Below are 17,352 nucleotides of genomic sequence, written 5' to 3' on the forward strand. Positions count from 1 at the left end.
TCAGTCAGTCGGAAAATGCAAACGCCCTGAAGGTGTATAAGGCGAAGGATCAATAATGGGCTCGCGGTTCAGCAGCAGGTCAGTGATCAACTGGCAGGAAGCCGGGGCCAGCACCAGGCCGTTGCGGTAATGACCGCAGTTGAGCCACAGGCCATCAAACCCGGCCAGCGGCCCGATGAACGGAATGCCCTCGGGCGAGCCGGGACGCAGGCCTGCCCATTGAGCGACAGGCTCAGCGTTGGTCAGCTCCGGAAGCAATTCGATGGCCGACGCTTTGAGGCTTTCCAGCGCGGCATGCGTGGTGGTCTTGTCGAACCCTTCATGTTCCAGGGTGCTGCCGATGAGTATGTGGCCGTCACGGCGCGGGATCGCGTAGCGCCCTTTGGCCAGCACCATGCTGGAGAGGAAGTCCGACGCACACTTGTAGAGAATCATCTGGCCTTTCACCGGCTCGACCGGCAGGTCCAGACCAAGGGTCTTGAGCAGTTCACCACTCCACGCGCCTGCTGCCAGGATCACCCGATCCCCGGTTACATCGCCTGAAGCCGTGCTCACGCCCGAAACCCTGCTGCCCTCGCGCACAAAACCGCTGACTTCGCACTGCTCGCGGATCTCGACATTGGGCATCGCCAGCAAGGCAGCCTTGAGCGACTTGACCAGCCGGGGATTGCGCACGTTGGCCACGTCGGCCATGTAGATGGCCCGCGAATAGCCCTCCCCCAGAACCGGTACGGCATCGTTCACCGCCGAGATATCGACACTGGTCAATGAGCGTTTCTCGCGTACCGCCCATTCAAGCGCAGCCTGTTCGTCGTCAAGGTCGAGCCAGTACAGGCCTGTCTTGTGAACCTCGGGATCGATACCGGTCTGTGCGAACAAGCGCTCGGCGAGATGCGGGTAGAAGTCCTGCGACCAGTGCGCCAGCGCGGTGACTGCCGGACTGTAGCGCCACGGGTAAAGCGGCGAAACAATTCCGCCGCCCGCCCAGGAAGACTCCTGGCCAACGCCCGAACGATCCAGCAACACGACGCTGACCTGCTCGGAGGCGAGATTGAAGGCGGTCAGCAGACCTATGACGCCACCGCCTACAATGACTGTTTTTTGCTTGGACATCTTGGTCTCGGGACAAGAAAAACGGTTTTAGCGGCCCCAGCAGTCTTTGGTGGTCACGCCCGAGGTAGCGCCAGTGTTGCTGCGCGCACCGGTGTTGGTGATCACGAAACTGCCGCATTTGTCACCGGCCATCAGCGTGCCTGCGATAGGGGTAGCCGTCAGGGTGAAGTCGGTGGCAGTGGGTACCAGCACTATCGTGTAATAGGAATTGCCTCCGCTCACGGTAGCGTTCACATAAGTAGACGAATTGCTTCGCGAATAAAAGCGTTCCAGCGCTTGGGTCTGCTCTGACAGCAGGCTGGCAATCGCCGACCGCTGGGTACGCTTCACGTATTCGGTGTAGCTGGGATACGCGATGGCCGCCAGAATACCGACAATCGCCACGACGATCATGAGTTCGATCAACGTAAAGCCCCTGGATATCGCTCGCATGATTCGTTTCCCTATTGGATTTGTCGCCACATGATGCGTTGGCTGCCACTCCCGCCCTTTTCCTGCAGAGGCTCAGCCGGATTGCCCGTGGAGTTATTAACGATCTTCACATCATTGCCGTTCCCGGCACCCGAGACGATAGCTGAGACGACCGGGATGCCGGTGTACCCCAGTCCCGCGACAAGCAAGTCTGAACTGTTGATAGCGCTATCGCCGCTGGTATCAAGCACCTGATAGTTAAGCATGCTGCCAGTCGCGGCATTGAGCTCGAATAAACGACCGGTGCCGGTGCTCTCACAAGGGTCGGCGGAGTTTACGGATGCAGTCGAGAAAATAATCCGGCCCCTACTGGTCTGCGCGGGATAAATGATTCGCTCCCCCAGATAGGGTGCTACGGCGGAGAGCGGCATGTACCAGCCTTTCTTGACTGACCAATCCACATCATTGGTTGTCGATGTGAAATAGGTAGTTCCGTTACTGATGACGCTGCCATTGACCGCCTGCGCCTGCAGGTTCGCCTCGACAGTGCTACCCGTTCCGGAGTCGGCATCCCATATCGCGTAAAAGTCCTGAAGGGCAGTGGTTTGCTTGTCTGCAACTTCCAGAAACTTGCCTGTCCCGAAATAAACGATCTTGCCGTTGAGCGGATGATCGAGCAAGAAGGGTTGAACCGTTATCGGTTGGTTGGCACCACGCGGTGCCGTGAACAAAGGCGCGCCGCCAAAAGCCACTTTCCAGCTGGCGGAGGTTGCACCACTCAGGTCGAACTTCCAAAGCCGCCCCTTCAGGTCGCCCGCGTAGGCGGCCTGAACCACATTCTGAGCGTTGACACGCAATTTGACCGAAGAAAGCCCGTTATCGGTTTCGTTGTTAAGCACCGGCGTCTGGATCTCGGCAATGAACACCCCGGTATTGGCATTCAATACATACAGCGACGCTCTGCCGGTGAAACTGCCATAACCGTTCCCGACCACCATAATCCCGGTGCCATCCGCCATCCGCGCGACATCCGGTTTGGAATAGGCGTATCCAAGATTGTTGAATTTGTTGTTGGTGTCGGACGTGTCAGGTGCCTTGACCTCCCATAACGCGCTGACTGTGTTACTCGTCCCCTCAAATAGCTTGATCGCGAAGAACGCCTTGCCTCCGGCCCCGGTACCACCATAAGCGACGGTGCGCCACGCTGAACCGGCTGACAATTGCGTATCAAACACTGCAATCTGCCCATCCACGGTGAACTTGTGCACGCCGGATCCATAAGTGGTCGATGCAATGGTAGCCAGTGAAGTCAGGGCGGTGGATGGCATGTAGGCGTATCGTCTTGAACCATCACTGGTATTGATAACGTTGAAAAAGCCGTCATTGGCATTGGCCAGAATGCTGGGAGTCATGCTGTTTGCCTTGGTGGCCAGATAGGTGGTGTAAGTGGTGTCACCTGTCAGGTCGGCGGCGGTCTTTTGTGAAGGGAATGCAGTACCAAGCGAAGAGTTGACTATATCGCCCAGCAGCCGGGTACGTGTCCTGAACTTCGCGTTGGTGGTCCCCTTGGCCCAGGCGATAAGCTCTGCCCCGGTGGCATTGGTTGGCAAGGTAGCGTTCAGTGCCGTCTGTTGAGCAGTGCTGAAGGCGTTGTAATCCAGAGCGATCCTCCCCGGAGTGGCAACGTTCCAGGATTCGAAGACCGGTGCCGTTGCCCCACTGACGATGGCGGTGTCGGTAGTCCAGACCGGTGCACTCAACGCTCCATTGGTCTGATCCAGGTTGTAGGCTTTGATAGTGCCATGCCAATCGGTTGGGTCGTACAGCGTCTGGTAGAACTGAGTCCCCGACTGGAGCGTTGATGAGTTTGCCGCCCCGCCTGCGCCAGAACCGACCTTGGCATAGATATCGCTCAATGCCAGATTCAAGGCAGATGTCAGCCCCGCGCTGTCATTGGCCTGGAAGTATTTGCCATGGCCATGATTATCATCGGTCGCATCGTTCAACATCTGATTCGATGCAGTGAACCCGATGGTATAGGTGCTCATATTCTGTTTTACAAAGCCTGCGGTGTCCCAGCTTTTGCCGGTCAGGTCGCCCCCGGCAGTCACAGCATCCCGGCGCAGATCGATGTCATAGGCGAACTTGGCAAGATCGTCCAGATACAGCGTATCTCCCTCACCATCGCCAGACAGGTTGGCACCGTCATTGGCTGCGTTTAAATCCCAGTTGGGTAGCGAGCGAGTGGTGTCCAGGACATCGTCAGGGTCGTTGGTGGGGAACGTACGATCATAGGTGGGCAAGCCATCGGTAATCACGACGCCATAGTTTTTCTGGCAGCGGTACTGGATCGGACTCACATAGGTCGATCCGCTTTGATAGAACGGCGTCATCCCCCGGAAGTAGCGGGTGATCTCGTAATAGGTTTCAGCCAGTGGGGTATTGGCTGACGGGGTCAGGTTGGTGATGGCCGTTTTGAGGTCAGTAATATTCTGCGTAGCCTGCTGTTGAGAGACGCCAGTGGTTTGATAAGTGCTGACCGCTACCGGAGAGAGGTCCGCGACCACCCTGGCAATCTTGCCTCCGGGACCAGGATCACTGTTTGTGGGTTGGTTGAAAGACGCGAGGCCAATCCTGAGCGATGTATTGTTGGTCACCAGATTGGTCGCCACGGTTTTCGCGACGTTCATTCGATAGTCATTGGGAATTACGCCATTGGTGTAGTTTCGAACACCAAAAAAGTTGGGGCTGACCAGATCAATGAGATAAGACAGGTAATCAGCGGTATAACGGGTCAGCCCGCTACCGGCTGGATCCGGCAAATTAAGGCAGTACTGAATGCCATTGCGAAATACTGCACGACCGCCAAATGGACACATGAGTGAAAGAGTAAATATGCTGTTGGCGTTGATATCCCCCACCGACAGGGTCTGGTCGTCCGAAATGGTGCTCATGAACGGGCACGCTACGGTAATCAAGCCACTCAGGCACTGAGTCGAGTAGTAACCAATATTTGGACGATTGACCGATGCGTCAAACCCTGAATCCCAGATGATGTTGTACATACTGCCCGAGTTATCGACCAGCAACATAAGGTTTGGTGGCACCGCCGGAGAGCTCAACAGGGGCACTTGCGCTGGCGTGAAGGCGTAAACCGGGCTTGCCAGATACAGCGCAAGCAGCGCGCCATAAAGGTATTTCAAGCCACCACGAAGCGCCTTAGCAATTGGCATAGATACTCTCCAGCACCGTTCGCGAGGTGCCTTGAATGGCGATGGCTGTTACCCGATACATCGTTACCGAGCCCGTACAATTTTCAGGACGTTTTATGGGCGTAGGCGTTGTACCCAGATTCTGAATGCCAAACATCGCAGCGCTAGTTCCGATCCAGGTCACCCCGGAAGTGCCCAGCCCCGGATTCTGTACCGTTGTCGAATCAACAGGCGGGGCGCAGGCAGCAAATGAGTTACAGACTGCCATTGCAAAATTGGACTCCATGATCCTGGACTCACCGAGACGCAGCTGTGCCTCGGCTGCCTGAAACGAAACATTACGAACCGTCACACTGCCCGCCATCTTCTCCTGCAATGTGGCGTTCTGCATGGAGGAAATGCCCAGCAATGTCAGCAGCAACAGGAACACAAGACTGACCAGCAGCACCATGCCGCGCTGTCTGGCAGGGAAAGCGTAAGTCTGTGTTGAGGTGAAATGCATGGTCTTGTTCATACCCGGCCCGTTCACAAGCGATTACGCAGGTAAGCAACAACGTTGTACTGCTGACTCTTGACGATGCCATTCTGCCCATCCTGCAGCGTCAGACTGATACGAACGCTACGAACGTTAGCAGCATTGGCCTTGGTGACTGCCGTGGTATAGAACATTGGGTTGCCTGCCATTCCAAAGGAAACTGTAAAATCCGCGACATTCTGCAATAGCGGTTGTACATCGCCGCCCGTACCGTACTGGATGGTCAAATTTGTACCGGTAAGCTTGTAAACCAGCTGCCGCAGCGGAAAAGCCGTTTCCCCCGCAGCAGGTGCCCGACTGTTGGCGTAGAGCTGTGTAGTAGTCTGGCAGTTTGAAACGATAGTCCAGGTCGGCGTACCGCCTGCGGTACCTACATCGGTCGTCACCAGGGTGAGCGTCTTGGTCGGGTTATCCCAGAGAATCGGATTATCCAGCGCAGCAGGCCAAGGGACTGCGGGAGCTACAGGCGTGTAATTGCTGAAACTCAGGCAACCATACATACCCGTCATCCGGATTTCCTGAGTCAGTTTGCTCAATATGAACCGGGCATCTTCCTGCATCCGGGCAGCTGCATTCTGGCTTTGATAAGTGCCTCTGGCGGCAGTGAATATCTGCACGATACCCAGGCTGACAACCAACCCCAGCACCAGCGCCACCATGATTTCGACCAGACCGAAGCCTTTGGACGGTTTTCTCATGGGTTGACCCCGATCCGGGAGACCAGTTTGAAGATCTGAGTGGTCGGGCTGACGGTCGTATTCCCTGTTGCCTGATTGCTCGAACCCGCAGCGCGTGCATCGCTCCAACCAATGATGATAGTCACCTCCGGAGCCTTGCTGACATCAATACTGCCCGTGCCGCTTGCGCCCGCAAAATTAACGATATTGGTTTTGAAATCATACAAATCCTGCACCCTGGCATCGTTCGGGTTGGCGACTTGCTCCGTAGCCAGACTCGCCAGGGCATAGTTCGCCAGGACATTGGTCGACCCGTTGGCACTCGCATTGCCATCAACATTCGCCCGAATACGATCCATCATGTCGTACGCAATGAAGCTGGCCTGGCTGGTCATGGCCGAACTGTCGGTGTATTTGAGGGCATTAAGCTGGATAGCGGCGGCCCCCAGCAGGCCTATAGCCAGGATCAGTACCGAAACCAGCACCTCGATCAGGGTCATGCCGGTCTGGCGATGTCGGGTTTCATTGGGCATTGCAGCTTCCACTGAGGACGATCCGGCCTGTCAGGCAGATACTCATGGTTTTGGTAGTACTGCCTCGGGTGTAGGTCATGGTTACCAGCGAAGACGGCGCGATTAGCCCGCCCAGATTGTTGAAATCGAATGCCGCCACATTGGGATCCGCCACCAACGTACCGCCGCTGCTCATTGCAGCCACTGTACGAAGCGCCTTCTTGTTGGCATCGGAAACCAGATAAACCTGCAATTCGCCAGTCCACGCCGTCCCGCTGGTCGGCGCAATACGCACCGTCACTCCCCGGTTTATCGCCTCAAGTCGCGCATAGTTGAGCGCCCGCTGCAAATCGCTGAGCTCGGTGTCGGCCTTGTTGCTCTGAATGGAACTGGTGAAATTCGGGATAGCGATAGCCGCAAGGATGCCCACCAGGGACACAGTGACTAACAATTCGATGAGGCTGAATCCCTTGGCTATATGACGCATTGAGTGTCTCCTAGACGTTACGACTATAAGGCAGCAATGCCGCAGGAAAATCCACAGCGGGACGTACGGTTGTTTTGTGACGACGAATGCCCGCAAGGTTCTGAGAACGCGGTTTCCAGGGAGGAAAGCATATGAGGCATGCAGGGTTCACACTGATCGAATTATTGATCGTCGTTGCACTGATCGGCATTCTGGCCAACGTCGCAACACCTTCTTTCAAGCAACTGATCGAATCCAGCCGCGGGCTCGCCACCGCTCAGGAACTGGCCAGCGGTATCCGTTCGGCAAGAGTCGCCGCTATAACGCGCAATCAGATTGTGACGATTCATGCCATTGAAGATGACTGGAGCAACGGCTGGCGGATCATACTCGACCTGGACGGCAAAGGCCCCGACGAAAACGATACGCTGCTTATAGAGCGCGCCAATGGCGGAATGACCCGCGTGGTCGGCAACCAGAAAGTGACGGAGCGACTGAGTTTCAACGGCCTGGGCAACTTGCGCAACAGAACCAACGGCACGTTGCATGTGTGCCTCCACGACCAGCCGGTCAGCAACTATCGCGTGATTGTTGCGCCAACTGGACGGGTCAGGATAGAGGACACGAAGCGTGATGTTGCGTTGTGCGGGTAGGCAGCCTCAGAGCAGCGACTTGACGCGCAATTCCTTGGGCATGGAGAACGTGATGTTCTCCTCGCGACCGGCGAGTTCATCCGCACCGGTGGCGCCCCAGGCCTGCAATTGCTGGATCACACCGCGCACCAGGACTTCCGGGGCGGACGCACCCGCGGTGATGCCGATACGCTCGACGCCTTCGAACCAGCCTTGTTGCATGTCCTCGGCACCGTCGATGAGATACGCCGGAGTCGCCATGCGCTCGGCCAGCTCGCGCAGGCGGTTGGAGTTCGAGCTGTTCGGGCTGCCCACTACCAACACCACGTCACACTCGTCGGCCAGTTGCTTGACCGCATCCTGACGGTTTTGCGTGGCGTAGCAGATGTCGTCCTTGCGCGGCCCGCCAATGGCAGGGAAGCGCTTGCGCAAGGCGTCGATCACCCGGCTGGTGTCATCCATCGACAAGGTGGTCTGGGTCACGAACGCCAGGGAATCGGGGTTGCGCACCTGCAGGCTGGCAACGTCCGCTTCGTCTTCGACCAGATAGATCGCGCCGCCATTGCTGGCGTCGTATTGGCCCATGGTGCCTTCGACTTCCGGGTGACCGGCGTGGCCGATCAGGATGCACTCGCGGCCGTCACGGCTGTAACGGGCGACCTCGATATGCACCTTGGTCACCAGCGGACAGGTGGCATCGAATACTTTCAGGCCACGACCAGCTGCCTCGGTACGCACCGCCTGGGAAACACCGTGGGCGCTGAAGATAACGATGACGTCATCCGGCACCTGGTCCAGCTCTTCGACGAAGATCGCACCGCGAGAGCGCAGGTCTTCGACGACAAATTTGTTGTGAACGACTTCATGGCGCACATAAATCGGCGGACCAAACACTTCCAGAGCGCGATTGACGATTTCGATCGCGCGGTCCACTCCGGCACAAAAGCCGCGGGGGTTGGCGAGTTTGATTTGCATGCTGTGCCTCATGGTTGGTACGGGGCAGCCCGGCCTGGACCGGGCTTGATGGCGAAGGTCAGGAAGCCAGAATCGCCTTCACTTCGAAGATTTCCACTTCAAAGCTCAGTGTCTTGCCTGCCAGCGGGTGATTGAAGTCGATGGTGACCTGATCATCATCGAAAGCCTTCACCACGCCGGGCAATTCGGTATTGGCGGCGTCGTTGAAGATCACCAGCAACCCTTCGGACAGTTCCATGCCCACAAACTGCGAGCGTGGCATGATCTGCACATTTTGTGGGTTGGGCTGACCAAAGGCGTTTTCCGGCGGAATTTCCACGGTCTTTCGATCGCCCGCCTTGAAGCCGAAAATCGCCATTTCGAAACCGGGCAACAGGTTGCCGTCACCAACCTTGAACGTGGCCGGGGCCTTTTCGAAGGTGCTGTCGACGGTATCGCCATTTTCCAGACGCAGGGCGAAGTGCAAGGTGACCTGCGTATTCTGACCGATGCGCAGCTCGCCAGACGAGCCTTGAGTCGACGACTGTTCAGTCATTGACGGTTTCTCCGGTTTTCTTGCTCTTGAACATATCCAGCGCCAGCATGATTGCGCCGACAGTGATCGCACTGTCGGCGACGTTGAACGCCGGGAAGTACCAGCGGTTCTGCCAGTGAACCAGAATGAAGTCGATCACATGGCCCAGCACGATACGGTCGTAAAGGTTGCCCAGCGCGCCGCCGAGTACCAGCGCCAATGCAACGGCCAGCCATGTATCGTCGCGCCCCAGACGTTTGAGCCAGACGACCAGCACGGCACTGACCACAATGGCGATCAGGGCAAACAACCAGCGCTGCCAGCCGGCACCGTCTGCCAGAAAACTGAAGGCAGCACCGGTGTTGTAGGCCAGGGTCCAGCTGAAGAAGTCCGGAATCACAATGATCTGTTGATACAGGCTCAAGGCGTTCTCGAAGTAATACTTGCTGGCCTGGTCAATGACCAGAACCAGCACGCTCAACCACAGCCAGGCCAGACGGCCAAACGAGGTGTCAGGCATAGTGACGCACCTCGCCTGCACCGCTGATGTTGTCTACACAACGGCCGCAGATTTCCGGATGTTCAGGGTTTACACCCACATCCTCGCGGTGGTGCCAGCAACGCGCACACTTGGCATGGCTGGACTTGAGCACCTTGAGCTTCAGACCCGCGACCTCGGTGACCACCGCATCAACCGGAGCCGACACAAGCGGAGCAACGCTGGCCGTCGAGGTGATCAGCACGAAGCGCAGTTCGTTGCTCAGCTTCGACAGGTCGGCGACCAGCGAATCTTCAGCGTACAGGGTCACTTCGGCCTGCAGGTTGCCGCCAATCGCCTTGGCCGCACGCAGGTTTTCCATTTCCTTGTTGACCGACGTCTTCACCGCCATGATCCGCTCCCAGTAGGCGCGGTCCATTTCGAAGTCGGCAGGCATTTCAGTCAGGCCTTCATACCAGGTGTTGAGCATCACCGATTCGTTGCGCTCGCCCGGCAGGAACTGCCACAGCTCGTCGGCGGTGAACGCCAGGATCGGCGCGATCCAGCGCACCAGCGCTTCGGAGATGTGGAACAGTGCGGTCTGGCAGGAACGACGCGCGGTGCTGTCGGCAGCCGTGGTGTACTGGCGATCCTTGATGATGTCCAGATAGAAACCACCCAGCTCCTGCACGCAGAAGTTGTGGATCTTCGAGTACACGTTCCAGAAGCGATATTCGCCGTAATGCTCTTGCAGCTCCCGTTGCAGCAGCAGCGTGCGATCCACGGCCCAACGGTCCAGCGCGAGCATTTCTTCAGCCGGCAGGATGTCGGTTGCCGGGTTGAAGCCCGACAGGTTGGAGAGCAGGAAGCGCGCAGTGTTGCGGATACGACGGTAAGCATCGGCGCTGCGCTGCAGGATCTGGTCGGAAACCGCCATTTCGCCCGAATAGTCAGTCGCCGATACCCACAGGCGCATGATGTCCGCGCCCAGCGAGTCGTTGACCTTCTGCGGTGCTACCACGTTGTTCAACGACTTGGACATCTTGCGGCCGTTCTCGTCGACCACAAACCCGTGGGTCAGCAGCTCGCGATATGGTGCGTGGTCGTCCAGCATGCAACCGGTCAGCAGCGACGAGTGGAACCAGCCACGGTGCTGGTCGGAGCCTTCCAGATACAGATCGGCACGTGGACCGCTTTCATGGCCCATCGGATGCGAACCGCGCAATACGTGCCAGTGCGTGGTGCCCGAGTCGAACCAGACGTCCAGGGTGTCGGAGATCTTGTCGTACTTGGCAGCCTCGTCACCCAGCAGTTCGCTGGCGTCCAGCTTGAACCAGGCTTCGATACCCTCTTTCTCGACGCGCAGAGCCACTTCTTCCAACAGCTCGACGGTGCGTGGGTGCAGGTCGCCGCTTTCCTTGTGCAGGAAGAACGGAATCGGCACGCCCCAGTTGCGCTGACGCGAGATGCACCAGTCAGGACGGTTGGCGATCATCGAGTGCAGGCGCGCCTGCCCCCAGGCCGGAACGAACTCAGTGTCTTCGATGGCCTTGACCGCACGCTTGCGCAGGGTCTCGCCGCTCTCAGGCTGCTTGTCCATGCCCACGAACCACTGCGCGGTGGCGCGGTAGATCAGTGGCGACTTGTGGCGCCAGCAGTGCATGTAGCTGTGGCTGATGGTTTCGGTGTCCATCAGGCTGCCGACTTCGACCAGCTTGTCGATGATGTTCTGGTTGGCCTTGAAGATGAACTGGCCACCGAAGAACTCCAGCGATTCGACATACACGCCGTTGCTCTGCACCGGACTGATGATGTCGTCGTTGCTCAGGCCGTACTGCTTGCAGATATTGAAGTCGTCTACGCCATAGGCAGGCGAGCAGTGAACGATACCGGTGCCGGCACCCAGCTCGACGTAGTCAGCCAGATAGACTGGCGACAGGCGGTCGTAGAACGGATGGCGGAAGTTGATCAGTTCCAGCGCCTGACCGGTGGTGGTCGCGATGACCGTGCCTTCCAGCTTGTAACGGGCCAGACAGCTTTCGACCAGTTCGGAAGCCAGCACCAGCAGTTTGTCGCCGACATCGACCAGCGCGTATTCGAATTCAGGGTGGACGTTCAGCGCCTGGTTGGCAGGGATGGTCCACGGTGTGGTGGTCCAGATCACGATGGAGGCAGGTTTGCCCAGCGAAGGCACGCCGAACGCGGCTGCCAGTTTCGCTTCATCGGCGATCGGGAACGCCACGTCGATGGTCGAGGACTTTTTGTCCTGATACTCGACTTCGGCTTCAGCCAGTGCCGAGCCGCAATCGAAACACCAGTTGACCGGCTTGAGGCCCTTGAAGACGAAACCGCCCTTGACCATCTCGGCCAGCGCGCGGATTTCCCCGGCTTCGTTGGCGAAGTTCATGGTCAGGTACGGATTGCTCCAGTCACCCAACACACCCAGGCGGATGAATTCTGACTTCTGGCCTTCGATCTGCTCGGACGCATAGGCGCGGCACAGCTCACGCGTACGGTCTGCGGAGAGGTTCTTGCCGTGAGTCACTTCAACCTTGTGCTCGATCGGCAGACCGTGGCAGTCCCAGCCCGGCACATACGGGGCATCGAAGCCCGCCAGGGTCTTGGAACGCAGGATCATGTCCTTGAGAATCTTGTTGACCGCATGACCGATGTGAATATTGCCGTTGGCGTACGGAGGACCGTCGTGCAGGACGAACTTGGGACGATCCTTGCCAATCTCGCGCAGCTTCTGGTACAGGCCAATGCTGTCCCAGCGCTGCAGAGTTTGCGGCTCGCGCTGGGGCAGGCCGGCCTTCATAGGGAAGGCGGTGTCCGGAAGATTTAGCGTGGCTTTATAGTCAGTCATTTCAGGCTCTTGTTTAGCGGTTAGCCATGCCAATGGGCACGGGCGGCGGCGACGTCCGCATTGATCGCCGTCTTGAGCGCCTCCAGTGAGGCGAAACGCTGCTCATCACGCAGCTTGTGGTGGAAAGCCACCGTCAAACGCCGGTCGTAAAGGTCGCCGGCAAAATCCAGAAGGTGCACTTCAAGGTGGGCACTGCCATCACCCGCTACTGTCGGGCGCACGCCGATGTTGGCGACCCCCGGCCAGGTTTTGCCGTCGATGTCCGTGCTGACCAGGTAAACCCCGCTCAACGGCACACGACGACGCTTGAGTTGCACATTGGCGGTGGGCGTACCCAATTGACGCGCCAGCTTCTGACCATGCAATACCCGTCCGGTGATCTGGAACGGACGACCAAGCATGCGCTCGGCCAGGGCAAAATCCGACGCAGCCAAAGCCTTGCGTACCTTGGTACTGCTGACCCGGATGCCATCTATTTCAACGGTCTGCGCCGCCTCTACAGTAAATCCATACGTCGTGCCGGCCTGTTGCAGGAAGTCGAAATCGCCGACCCGGTCAAAACCGAAGCGAAAATCGTCGCCCACTTCGAGGTGCTGAACGCCGAGGCCGTCGATCAGCAAGGTTTCGACGAAACTCGCCGCACTCAGCTTGCACAGCCGCTGATTGAAGGACAGGCAAAGTACCCGGTCAACGCCTTCGGCACTCAGCAGCTCGAGCTTGTCACGCAGGCGGGCCAGACGTGCCGGAGCGGTCTCGGGTGCAAAGAACTCACGCGGCTGCGGCTCGAAAATCACCACACAGCTGGGCACACCCAATTCGACGGCACGCTCGCGCAGACGCGCCAGGATAGCCTGGTGGCCGCGGTGAACGCCGTCGAAATTGCCAATCGTGGCGACGCAGCCCCGATGTTCGGGGCGCAGGTTGTGAAGGCCTCTAACCAGCTGCATAACGCACTTCTTGCTCATAAAGTGGCCGATTATAACCACACACGGCCGTGGGCGACAGGCAACACACCAAGACCGGATGAAGGTTCTTGGCGTGCCCCCGGAAAACAACGATCAAACGGGGCCTACATAATGGCCTTGCGGGCGAAATCCCTCAGGCGAAAGCCCAGCAACAGAAGCATGGCGAAGTAAGTCACGACACCCGCCGCAACCAGCGCACCCAGACGCAGAAAACGCTCCAGCATGTGACCTTCATCCCACGCCGGCATGACGTGCATGAGCCCGAGCAGCACAGCCGACATCGCCGCAACAGCGACCACCAGTTTCAATAAAAACACCGTCCAGCCAGGTTGCGGCTGAAACAGATCCTGTTTGCGCAACTGCCAGAACAGCAACCCGGCGTTGATACACGCCCCCACACTGATGGCCAGCGCCAGACCGGCATGCTGCAAGGGCACGATGAAGGCCAGATTGAGCAACTGGGTCACTATGAGGGTGAAGATCGCGATTTTCACCGGTGTGCGAATATTTTGTTGCGCATAAAAGCCGGGGGCCAGCACTTTGATCAGGATGATCCCCAGCAAGCCGACTGAATAGGCAACCAGAGCACGTTGGGTCATGGCCGAATCAAGCGCATCGAATCTACCATACTGGAACAACGAAACGGTCAACGGCTCGGCGAGCAACCCCAGCGCCAATGTGCAAGGCAGGACCAGCACGAAACACAGTCGCAGGCCCCAGTCGAGAATCCGCGAATATTCCTGACGATCGCGCTGCGCGTAGGTTTTCGACAGGATCGGCAGCAGGATTGTACCCAGCGCCACACCCAGCACGCCGGAGGGTAATTCCATCAGACGGTCGGCGTAGTACATCCATGACACCGAACCGGCGACAAGGAACGAGGCAAATATCGTGTTGATGATCAGAGAAATCTGACTGACAGAAACGCCAAGGATGGCAGGCAGCATCTGTTTCATTACGCGCCAGACGCCGGTATCACGCAGATTCAGGCGCGGCAGCACCAGCATGCCGATCTTTTTCAGGTGCGGCAGTTGGTAAAGCAGTTGCAGCAGCCCCCCCACCAGAACCGCCCAGCCCAGCGCCATAACCGGCGGATCGAAGTACGGGGTCAGGAACAGCGCGAAGAAAATCATGCTGACATTGAGCAGCGTTGGTACGAACGCAGGCACCGAGAAACGGTTCCAGGTATTGAGGATCGCGCCGGCCATCGAGGACAGGGAGATCAGCAATATATAAGGAAAGGTCACCCGCAGCAGGTCCGAGGTGAGCGCGAATTTTTCCGGGGTGTCGACAAAGCCGGGGGCAGTGGCCCAGATCACCCAGGGCGCAAAGATCACCCCGAGCAGCGTCACCAGTGCCAGCGCCAGGGTCAGCAACCCGGTGACGTAGGCGACAAAGGTGCGAGTCGCCTCCTCCCCTTGCTGGCTCTTGTATTCCGCCAGAATAGGCACGAACGCCTGGGAAAAAGCGCCCTCTGCGAAAATCCGGCGCAGCAGATTGGGCAGTTTGAAGGCAATAAAGAACGCATCCGTGGCCATTCCGGCTCCGAAAGTGCGCGCGATGATGGTGTCGCGAACAAAGCCCAGAACCCGGGAAACCATGGTGATAGAGCTTACGGCGGCGAGTGACTTGAGTAGATTCATTGAAAGAGTTGTGCGCCTTGGCAAAGGATGGGCGATTAAGCCAGCCATTTATGCGATACTTCGCGCCGCAAAAACGCCCGAAGCAAAGGCCGCGAGTTTACAGGTCACAGGCCGGAAATAAATCCTCCGGTCAAATGTAGCAACCACTCAGCGGAACACCTTAACTGCCCTTGACAAGACTTCAACTCATCGGCATGATTCGCGGCCTATTTTGTTTGCTATTTCACAAAGTCTTTCGAGGAGCTCGACGGTGGCCAACACACCTTCCGCCAAAAAACGTGCAAAACAGGCTGAGAAGCGTCGCAGCCACAACGCCAGCCTGCGTTCCATGGTTCGTACCTACATCAAGAATGTAGTTAAAGCCATCGACGCAAAAGACGCAGAAAAAGCGCAAGCCGCTTATGTTCTGGCTGTTCCTGTTATCGACCGTATGGCCGATAAAGGCATCATCCACAAGAACAAGGCTGCTCGCCATAAAGGTCGTCTGAACGGTCACATCAAGGCTCTGAGCCTTGCTGCTGCAGCCTAAGCGACCCGCTTGTTAAAAAACCGACCTCAGGGTCGGTTTTTTATTGCCTGCTGGAAAGTAGCCGGTGCAACGGAAACCTGTGACGCAGAGCGTCACGACAGGCATTTTCCCACGCTGGAGCGTGAGGAACGATAATTCAACTATCGTGCGACGCTCCGCATCGGCATGCCGTTCTGGACGCTCTGCGTCCACCCCTGCGCCACATCAAGGCGCGGGCGCGGTTGTCCATGGCAGGATCGGGATTGCGGTCACGGCATTCTGCGGGCTGCCTTCGATGACCCGGTCGCTGTAGACCAGGTACACCAGCGCGTTGCGCTTCTTGTCGAAGAACCGCACCACCTGCATGGTCTTGAAGACCAGCGAGGTACGCTCCTTGAACACCTCGTCGCCGTCCTTGAGGGTTTCCTTGAAGCGTATAGGCCCGACCTGACGACAGGCGATAGACGCCTCGGCACGGTCCTCGGCCAATCCCAGACCACCCCTCACGCCACCGGTCTTGGCGCGTGACAGGTAGCACGTCACGCCGTCGACCTTGGGATCGTCAAACGCCTCGACCACAATGCGGTCGTTTGGCCCGACCATCTTGAACACCGTCGACACCTGACCGATCTCCTCGGCCGAGGCCAACACCGGCATCAGCAACGCAGCTGCCAATAAACCTTTCATGAAGCGCATCAAATAGTCCTTTTTTGCAGCCTCGAGTCAGACGAGGATCAGGTTGTCCCGATGAATCAGCTCGGGCTCGGCCATATAGCCCAGCTCGCGCACGATGGATTCGGAAGAGTGACCAATGATTTTCTGGGCTTCGATGGCGCTGTAGTTGCTCAGCCCGCGAGCGATCTCGCGACCGTCCGAGGCGACGCATACCACCATCTCGCCACGCCGGAAGCTGCCCTGGACCAGCTTGACACCCACCGGCAGCAGGCTTTTCTGATCCTTGGCCAGCGCCGCAACAGCGCCATCATCCAGCACCAGCGTGCCGCGAGTTTGCAGGTGCCCTGCCAGCCACTGCTTGCGCGCCGCGAGCATGCCGCGCTCGGGAGACAGCAATGTCCCCAAACGTTCGCCACCCTTGAGCCGCGCCAGCACGCGCTCGATACGCCCGCCGACAATGACGGTATGCGCACCGGAACGCGCCGCCAGTCGCGCAGCACGCAACTTGGTCTGCATACCGCCGCGTCCCAGTGCGCCGCCTGTACCACCAGCAACGGCATCCAGCGCAGGGTCATCGGCGCGCGCTTCGTAAATGAGTTGTGCATCGGGGTTGTTGCGCGGATCAGCGTCGAACATGCCGTCGCGGTCAGTCAGGATGACCAGCAGATCGGCCTCGACCAGATTGGCAACCAGCGCCGCCAGCGTATCGTTGTCGCCGAAACGGATTTCGTCAGTGACCACTGTGTCGTTTTCGTTGATGACCGGCACAACCCCAAGCTCGACCAGCGTGCGCAGAGTACTGCGGGCATTGAGGTAGCGCTTGCGGTCTGACAGGTCGTCGTGGGTCAGCAGAATTTGCGCAGTATGCCGGCCATGCTCGGCAAAACTCGATTCCCACGCCTGCACCAAGCCCATCTGACCAATGGCCGCAGCAGCCTGAAGCTCATGCATGGCACTGGGTCGGGCCGTCCAGCCAAGACGGCTCATACCGGCAGCCACCGCCCCGGAAGACACCAGCACCAGCTCGACACCCGCCTCATGCAGCGCCACCATCTGCTCCACCCAAACACCCATGGCGTTGCGATCCAGGCCCTTGCCATCCGCGGTCAGCAAGGCACTGCCAATCTTCACAACCCAGCGCTGGGCGCCCGTCACTTTGCTGCGCATCTT

17 protein-coding genes are annotated in these 17,352 nt (G+C 58.2%); 2 read left to right on the forward strand and 15 right to left on the reverse strand.

What is annotated here, in order from left to right; genetic code table 11:
• Genes thiO through AO068_RS14810 form a run of 7 tightly spaced genes read right to left on the reverse strand, consistent with a single transcriptional unit; the run spans nucleotide 1 to nucleotide 6,947 of the window.
• The gene (gene thiO / locus AO068_RS14780; RefSeq protein WP_058408737.1) at nucleotides 1-1,113 is read right to left on the reverse strand and encodes a glycine oxidase ThiO; all 1,113 of its coding nucleotides are present in this window, start codon (nucleotides 1,111-1,113) and stop codon (nucleotides 1-3) included.
• 27 nt (nucleotides 1,114-1,140) lie between these two features.
• A complete protein-coding gene (locus AO068_RS14785) occupies nucleotides 1,141-1,545 on the reverse strand; it encodes a type IV pilin protein (protein ID WP_058408738.1) in 405 nt (134 codons plus the stop codon).
• A gap of 11 nt (nucleotides 1,546-1,556) precedes the next feature.
• Complete coding sequence (locus tag AO068_RS14790) at nucleotides 1,557-4,757, reverse strand: pilus assembly protein (RefSeq protein WP_058408739.1); 3,201 nt, start codon at nucleotides 4,755-4,757, stop codon at nucleotides 1,557-1,559.
• Complete coding sequence (locus AO068_RS14795) at nucleotides 4,744-5,250, reverse strand: pilus assembly PilX family protein (protein WP_058408740.1); 507 nt, start codon at nucleotides 5,248-5,250, stop codon at nucleotides 4,744-4,746. The genes AO068_RS14790 and AO068_RS14795 overlap by 14 nt, the downstream gene beginning before the upstream one ends.
• 11 nt (nucleotides 5,251-5,261) lie before the next feature.
• Entirely contained in the window at nucleotides 5,262-5,969 is a 708-nt protein-coding gene (locus tag AO068_RS14800; protein WP_004659630.1) for a PilW family protein, read from the reverse strand.
• On the reverse strand, nucleotides 5,966-6,481 hold the full coding sequence (pilV, locus tag AO068_RS14805; protein ID WP_005733840.1) for a type IV pilus modification protein PilV: 516 nt from the start codon (nucleotides 6,479-6,481) through the stop codon (nucleotides 5,966-5,968). The genes AO068_RS14800 and pilV overlap by 4 nt, the downstream gene beginning before the upstream one ends.
• Nucleotides 6,471-6,947 carry a GspH/FimT family pseudopilin gene (locus tag AO068_RS14810; protein ID WP_058408741.1) on the reverse strand — a complete coding sequence of 159 codons (477 nt, stop codon included), beginning with the start codon at nucleotides 6,945-6,947 and terminating at the stop codon, nucleotides 6,471-6,473. The genes pilV and AO068_RS14810 overlap by 11 nt, the downstream gene beginning before the upstream one ends.
• A 131-nt stretch (nucleotides 6,948-7,078) precedes the next feature.
• On the opposite strand from AO068_RS14810, the gene AO068_RS14815 reads away from it, so the two are divergent.
• Nucleotides 7,079-7,579, forward strand: coding sequence for a GspH/FimT family pseudopilin (locus AO068_RS14815; protein WP_058408742.1), 501 nt, complete (start codon nucleotides 7,079-7,081; stop codon nucleotides 7,577-7,579).
• 6 nt (nucleotides 7,580-7,585) lie between these two features.
• Here the strand turns inward: AO068_RS14815 and ispH are convergent, their stop codons facing one another.
• The 6 genes from ispH to murJ form a co-directional block, all read right to left on the reverse strand.
• Nucleotides 7,586-8,533 (reverse strand): 4-hydroxy-3-methylbut-2-enyl diphosphate reductase, encoded by a 948-nt coding sequence (gene ispH, locus AO068_RS14820; RefSeq protein ID WP_054994865.1) that lies wholly within the window; start codon nucleotides 8,531-8,533, stop codon nucleotides 7,586-7,588.
• A 58-nt stretch (nucleotides 8,534-8,591) separates the two neighbouring features.
• Nucleotides 8,592-9,068: an FKBP-type peptidyl-prolyl cis-trans isomerase gene (locus AO068_RS14825; protein ID WP_002551981.1), complete on the reverse strand. Its 477-nt coding sequence runs from the start codon at nucleotides 9,066-9,068 to the stop codon at nucleotides 8,592-8,594.
• Nucleotides 9,061-9,567, reverse strand: a complete 507-nt coding sequence (gene lspA, locus AO068_RS14830; protein ID WP_004667306.1) for a signal peptidase II — start codon at nucleotides 9,565-9,567, stop codon at nucleotides 9,061-9,063. The genes AO068_RS14825 and lspA overlap by 8 nt, the downstream gene beginning before the upstream one ends.
• Nucleotides 9,560-12,391, reverse strand: a complete 2,832-nt coding sequence (gene ileS, locus AO068_RS14835; protein WP_058408743.1) for an isoleucine--tRNA ligase — start codon at nucleotides 12,389-12,391, stop codon at nucleotides 9,560-9,562. Before ileS ends, lspA begins: the two co-directional genes overlap by 8 nt.
• 20 nt (nucleotides 12,392-12,411) lie before the next feature.
• Nucleotides 12,412-13,338 carry a bifunctional riboflavin kinase/FAD synthetase gene (gene ribF, locus AO068_RS14840; RefSeq protein ID WP_058408744.1) on the reverse strand — a complete coding sequence of 309 codons (927 nt, stop codon included), beginning with the start codon at nucleotides 13,336-13,338 and terminating at the stop codon, nucleotides 12,412-12,414.
• Between the two features lie 122 nt (nucleotides 13,339-13,460).
• Nucleotides 13,461-14,999 carry a murein biosynthesis integral membrane protein MurJ gene (gene murJ, locus AO068_RS14845; protein WP_058408745.1) on the reverse strand — a complete coding sequence of 513 codons (1,539 nt, stop codon included), beginning with the start codon at nucleotides 14,997-14,999 and terminating at the stop codon, nucleotides 13,461-13,463.
• Between the two features lie 250 nt (nucleotides 15,000-15,249).
• On the opposite strand from murJ, the gene rpsT reads away from it, so the two are divergent.
• Nucleotides 15,250-15,528 (forward strand): 30S ribosomal protein S20, encoded by a 279-nt coding sequence (rpsT, locus tag AO068_RS14850; protein ID WP_003344603.1) that lies wholly within the window; start codon nucleotides 15,250-15,252, stop codon nucleotides 15,526-15,528.
• A 204-nt stretch (nucleotides 15,529-15,732) separates the two neighbouring features.
• Here the strand turns inward: rpsT and AO068_RS14855 are convergent, their stop codons facing one another.
• On the reverse strand, nucleotides 15,733-16,203 hold the full coding sequence (locus tag AO068_RS14855; RefSeq protein WP_058408746.1) for a CreA family protein: 471 nt from the start codon (nucleotides 16,201-16,203) through the stop codon (nucleotides 15,733-15,735).
• Between the two features lie 27 nt (nucleotides 16,204-16,230).
• Nucleotides 16,231-17,349, reverse strand: coding sequence for a glutamate 5-kinase (proB, locus tag AO068_RS14860; RefSeq protein ID WP_058400305.1), 1,119 nt, complete (start codon nucleotides 17,347-17,349; stop codon nucleotides 16,231-16,233).
• Nucleotides 17,350-17,352 lie beyond the last annotated feature (3 nt).

Origin of the sequence: Pseudomonas sp. ICMP 3272 (genome assembly GCF_001466905.1) — a bacterium.
Lineage (GTDB): Bacteria > Pseudomonadota > Gammaproteobacteria > Pseudomonadales > Pseudomonadaceae > Aquipseudomonas > Aquipseudomonas amygdali.

Excerpts from the sequence above, each read along its gene's own strand:
- thiO (WP_058408737.1), bottom strand. The coding sequence starts at position 1,113 with ATGTCCAAGCAAAAAACAGTCATTGTAGGCGGTGGCGTCATAGGTCTG.
- AO068_RS14785 (WP_058408738.1), bottom strand. The coding sequence starts at position 1,545 with ATGCGAGCGATATCCAGGGGCTTTACGTTGATCGAACTCATGATCGTC.
- AO068_RS14790 (WP_058408739.1), bottom strand. The coding sequence starts at position 4,757 with ATGCCAATTGCTAAGGCGCTTCGTGGTGGCTTGAAATACCTTTATGGC.
- AO068_RS14795 (WP_058408740.1), bottom strand. The coding sequence starts at position 5,250 with ATGAACAAGACCATGCATTTCACCTCAACACAGACTTACGCTTTCCCT.
- AO068_RS14800 (WP_004659630.1), bottom strand. The coding sequence starts at position 5,969 with ATGAGAAAACCGTCCAAAGGCTTCGGTCTGGTCGAAATCATGGTGGCG.
- pilV (WP_005733840.1), bottom strand. The coding sequence starts at position 6,481 with ATGCCCAATGAAACCCGACATCGCCAGACCGGCATGACCCTGATCGAG.
- AO068_RS14810 (WP_058408741.1), bottom strand. The coding sequence starts at position 6,947 with ATGCGTCATATAGCCAAGGGATTCAGCCTCATCGAATTGTTAGTCACT.
- AO068_RS14815 (WP_058408742.1), top strand. The coding sequence starts at position 7,079 with ATGAGGCATGCAGGGTTCACACTGATCGAATTATTGATCGTCGTTGCA.
- ispH (WP_054994865.1), bottom strand. The coding sequence starts at position 8,533 with ATGCAAATCAAACTCGCCAACCCCCGCGGCTTTTGTGCCGGAGTGGAC.
- AO068_RS14825 (WP_002551981.1), bottom strand. The coding sequence starts at position 9,068 with ATGACTGAACAGTCGTCGACTCAAGGCTCGTCTGGCGAGCTGCGCATC.
- lspA (WP_004667306.1), bottom strand. The coding sequence starts at position 9,567 with ATGCCTGACACCTCGTTTGGCCGTCTGGCCTGGCTGTGGTTGAGCGTG.
- ileS (WP_058408743.1), bottom strand. The coding sequence starts at position 12,391 with ATGACTGACTATAAAGCCACGCTAAATCTTCCGGACACCGCCTTCCCT.
- ribF (WP_058408744.1), bottom strand. The coding sequence starts at position 13,338 with ATGCAGCTGGTTAGAGGCCTTCACAACCTGCGCCCCGAACATCGGGGC.
- murJ (WP_058408745.1), bottom strand. The coding sequence starts at position 14,999 with ATGAATCTACTCAAGTCACTCGCCGCCGTAAGCTCTATCACCATGGTT.
- AO068_RS14855 (WP_058408746.1), bottom strand. The coding sequence starts at position 16,203 with ATGCGCTTCATGAAAGGTTTATTGGCAGCTGCGTTGCTGATGCCGGTG.
- proB (WP_058400305.1), bottom strand. The coding sequence starts at position 17,349 with ATGCGCAGCAAAGTGACGGGCGCCCAGCGCTGGGTTGTGAAGATTGGC.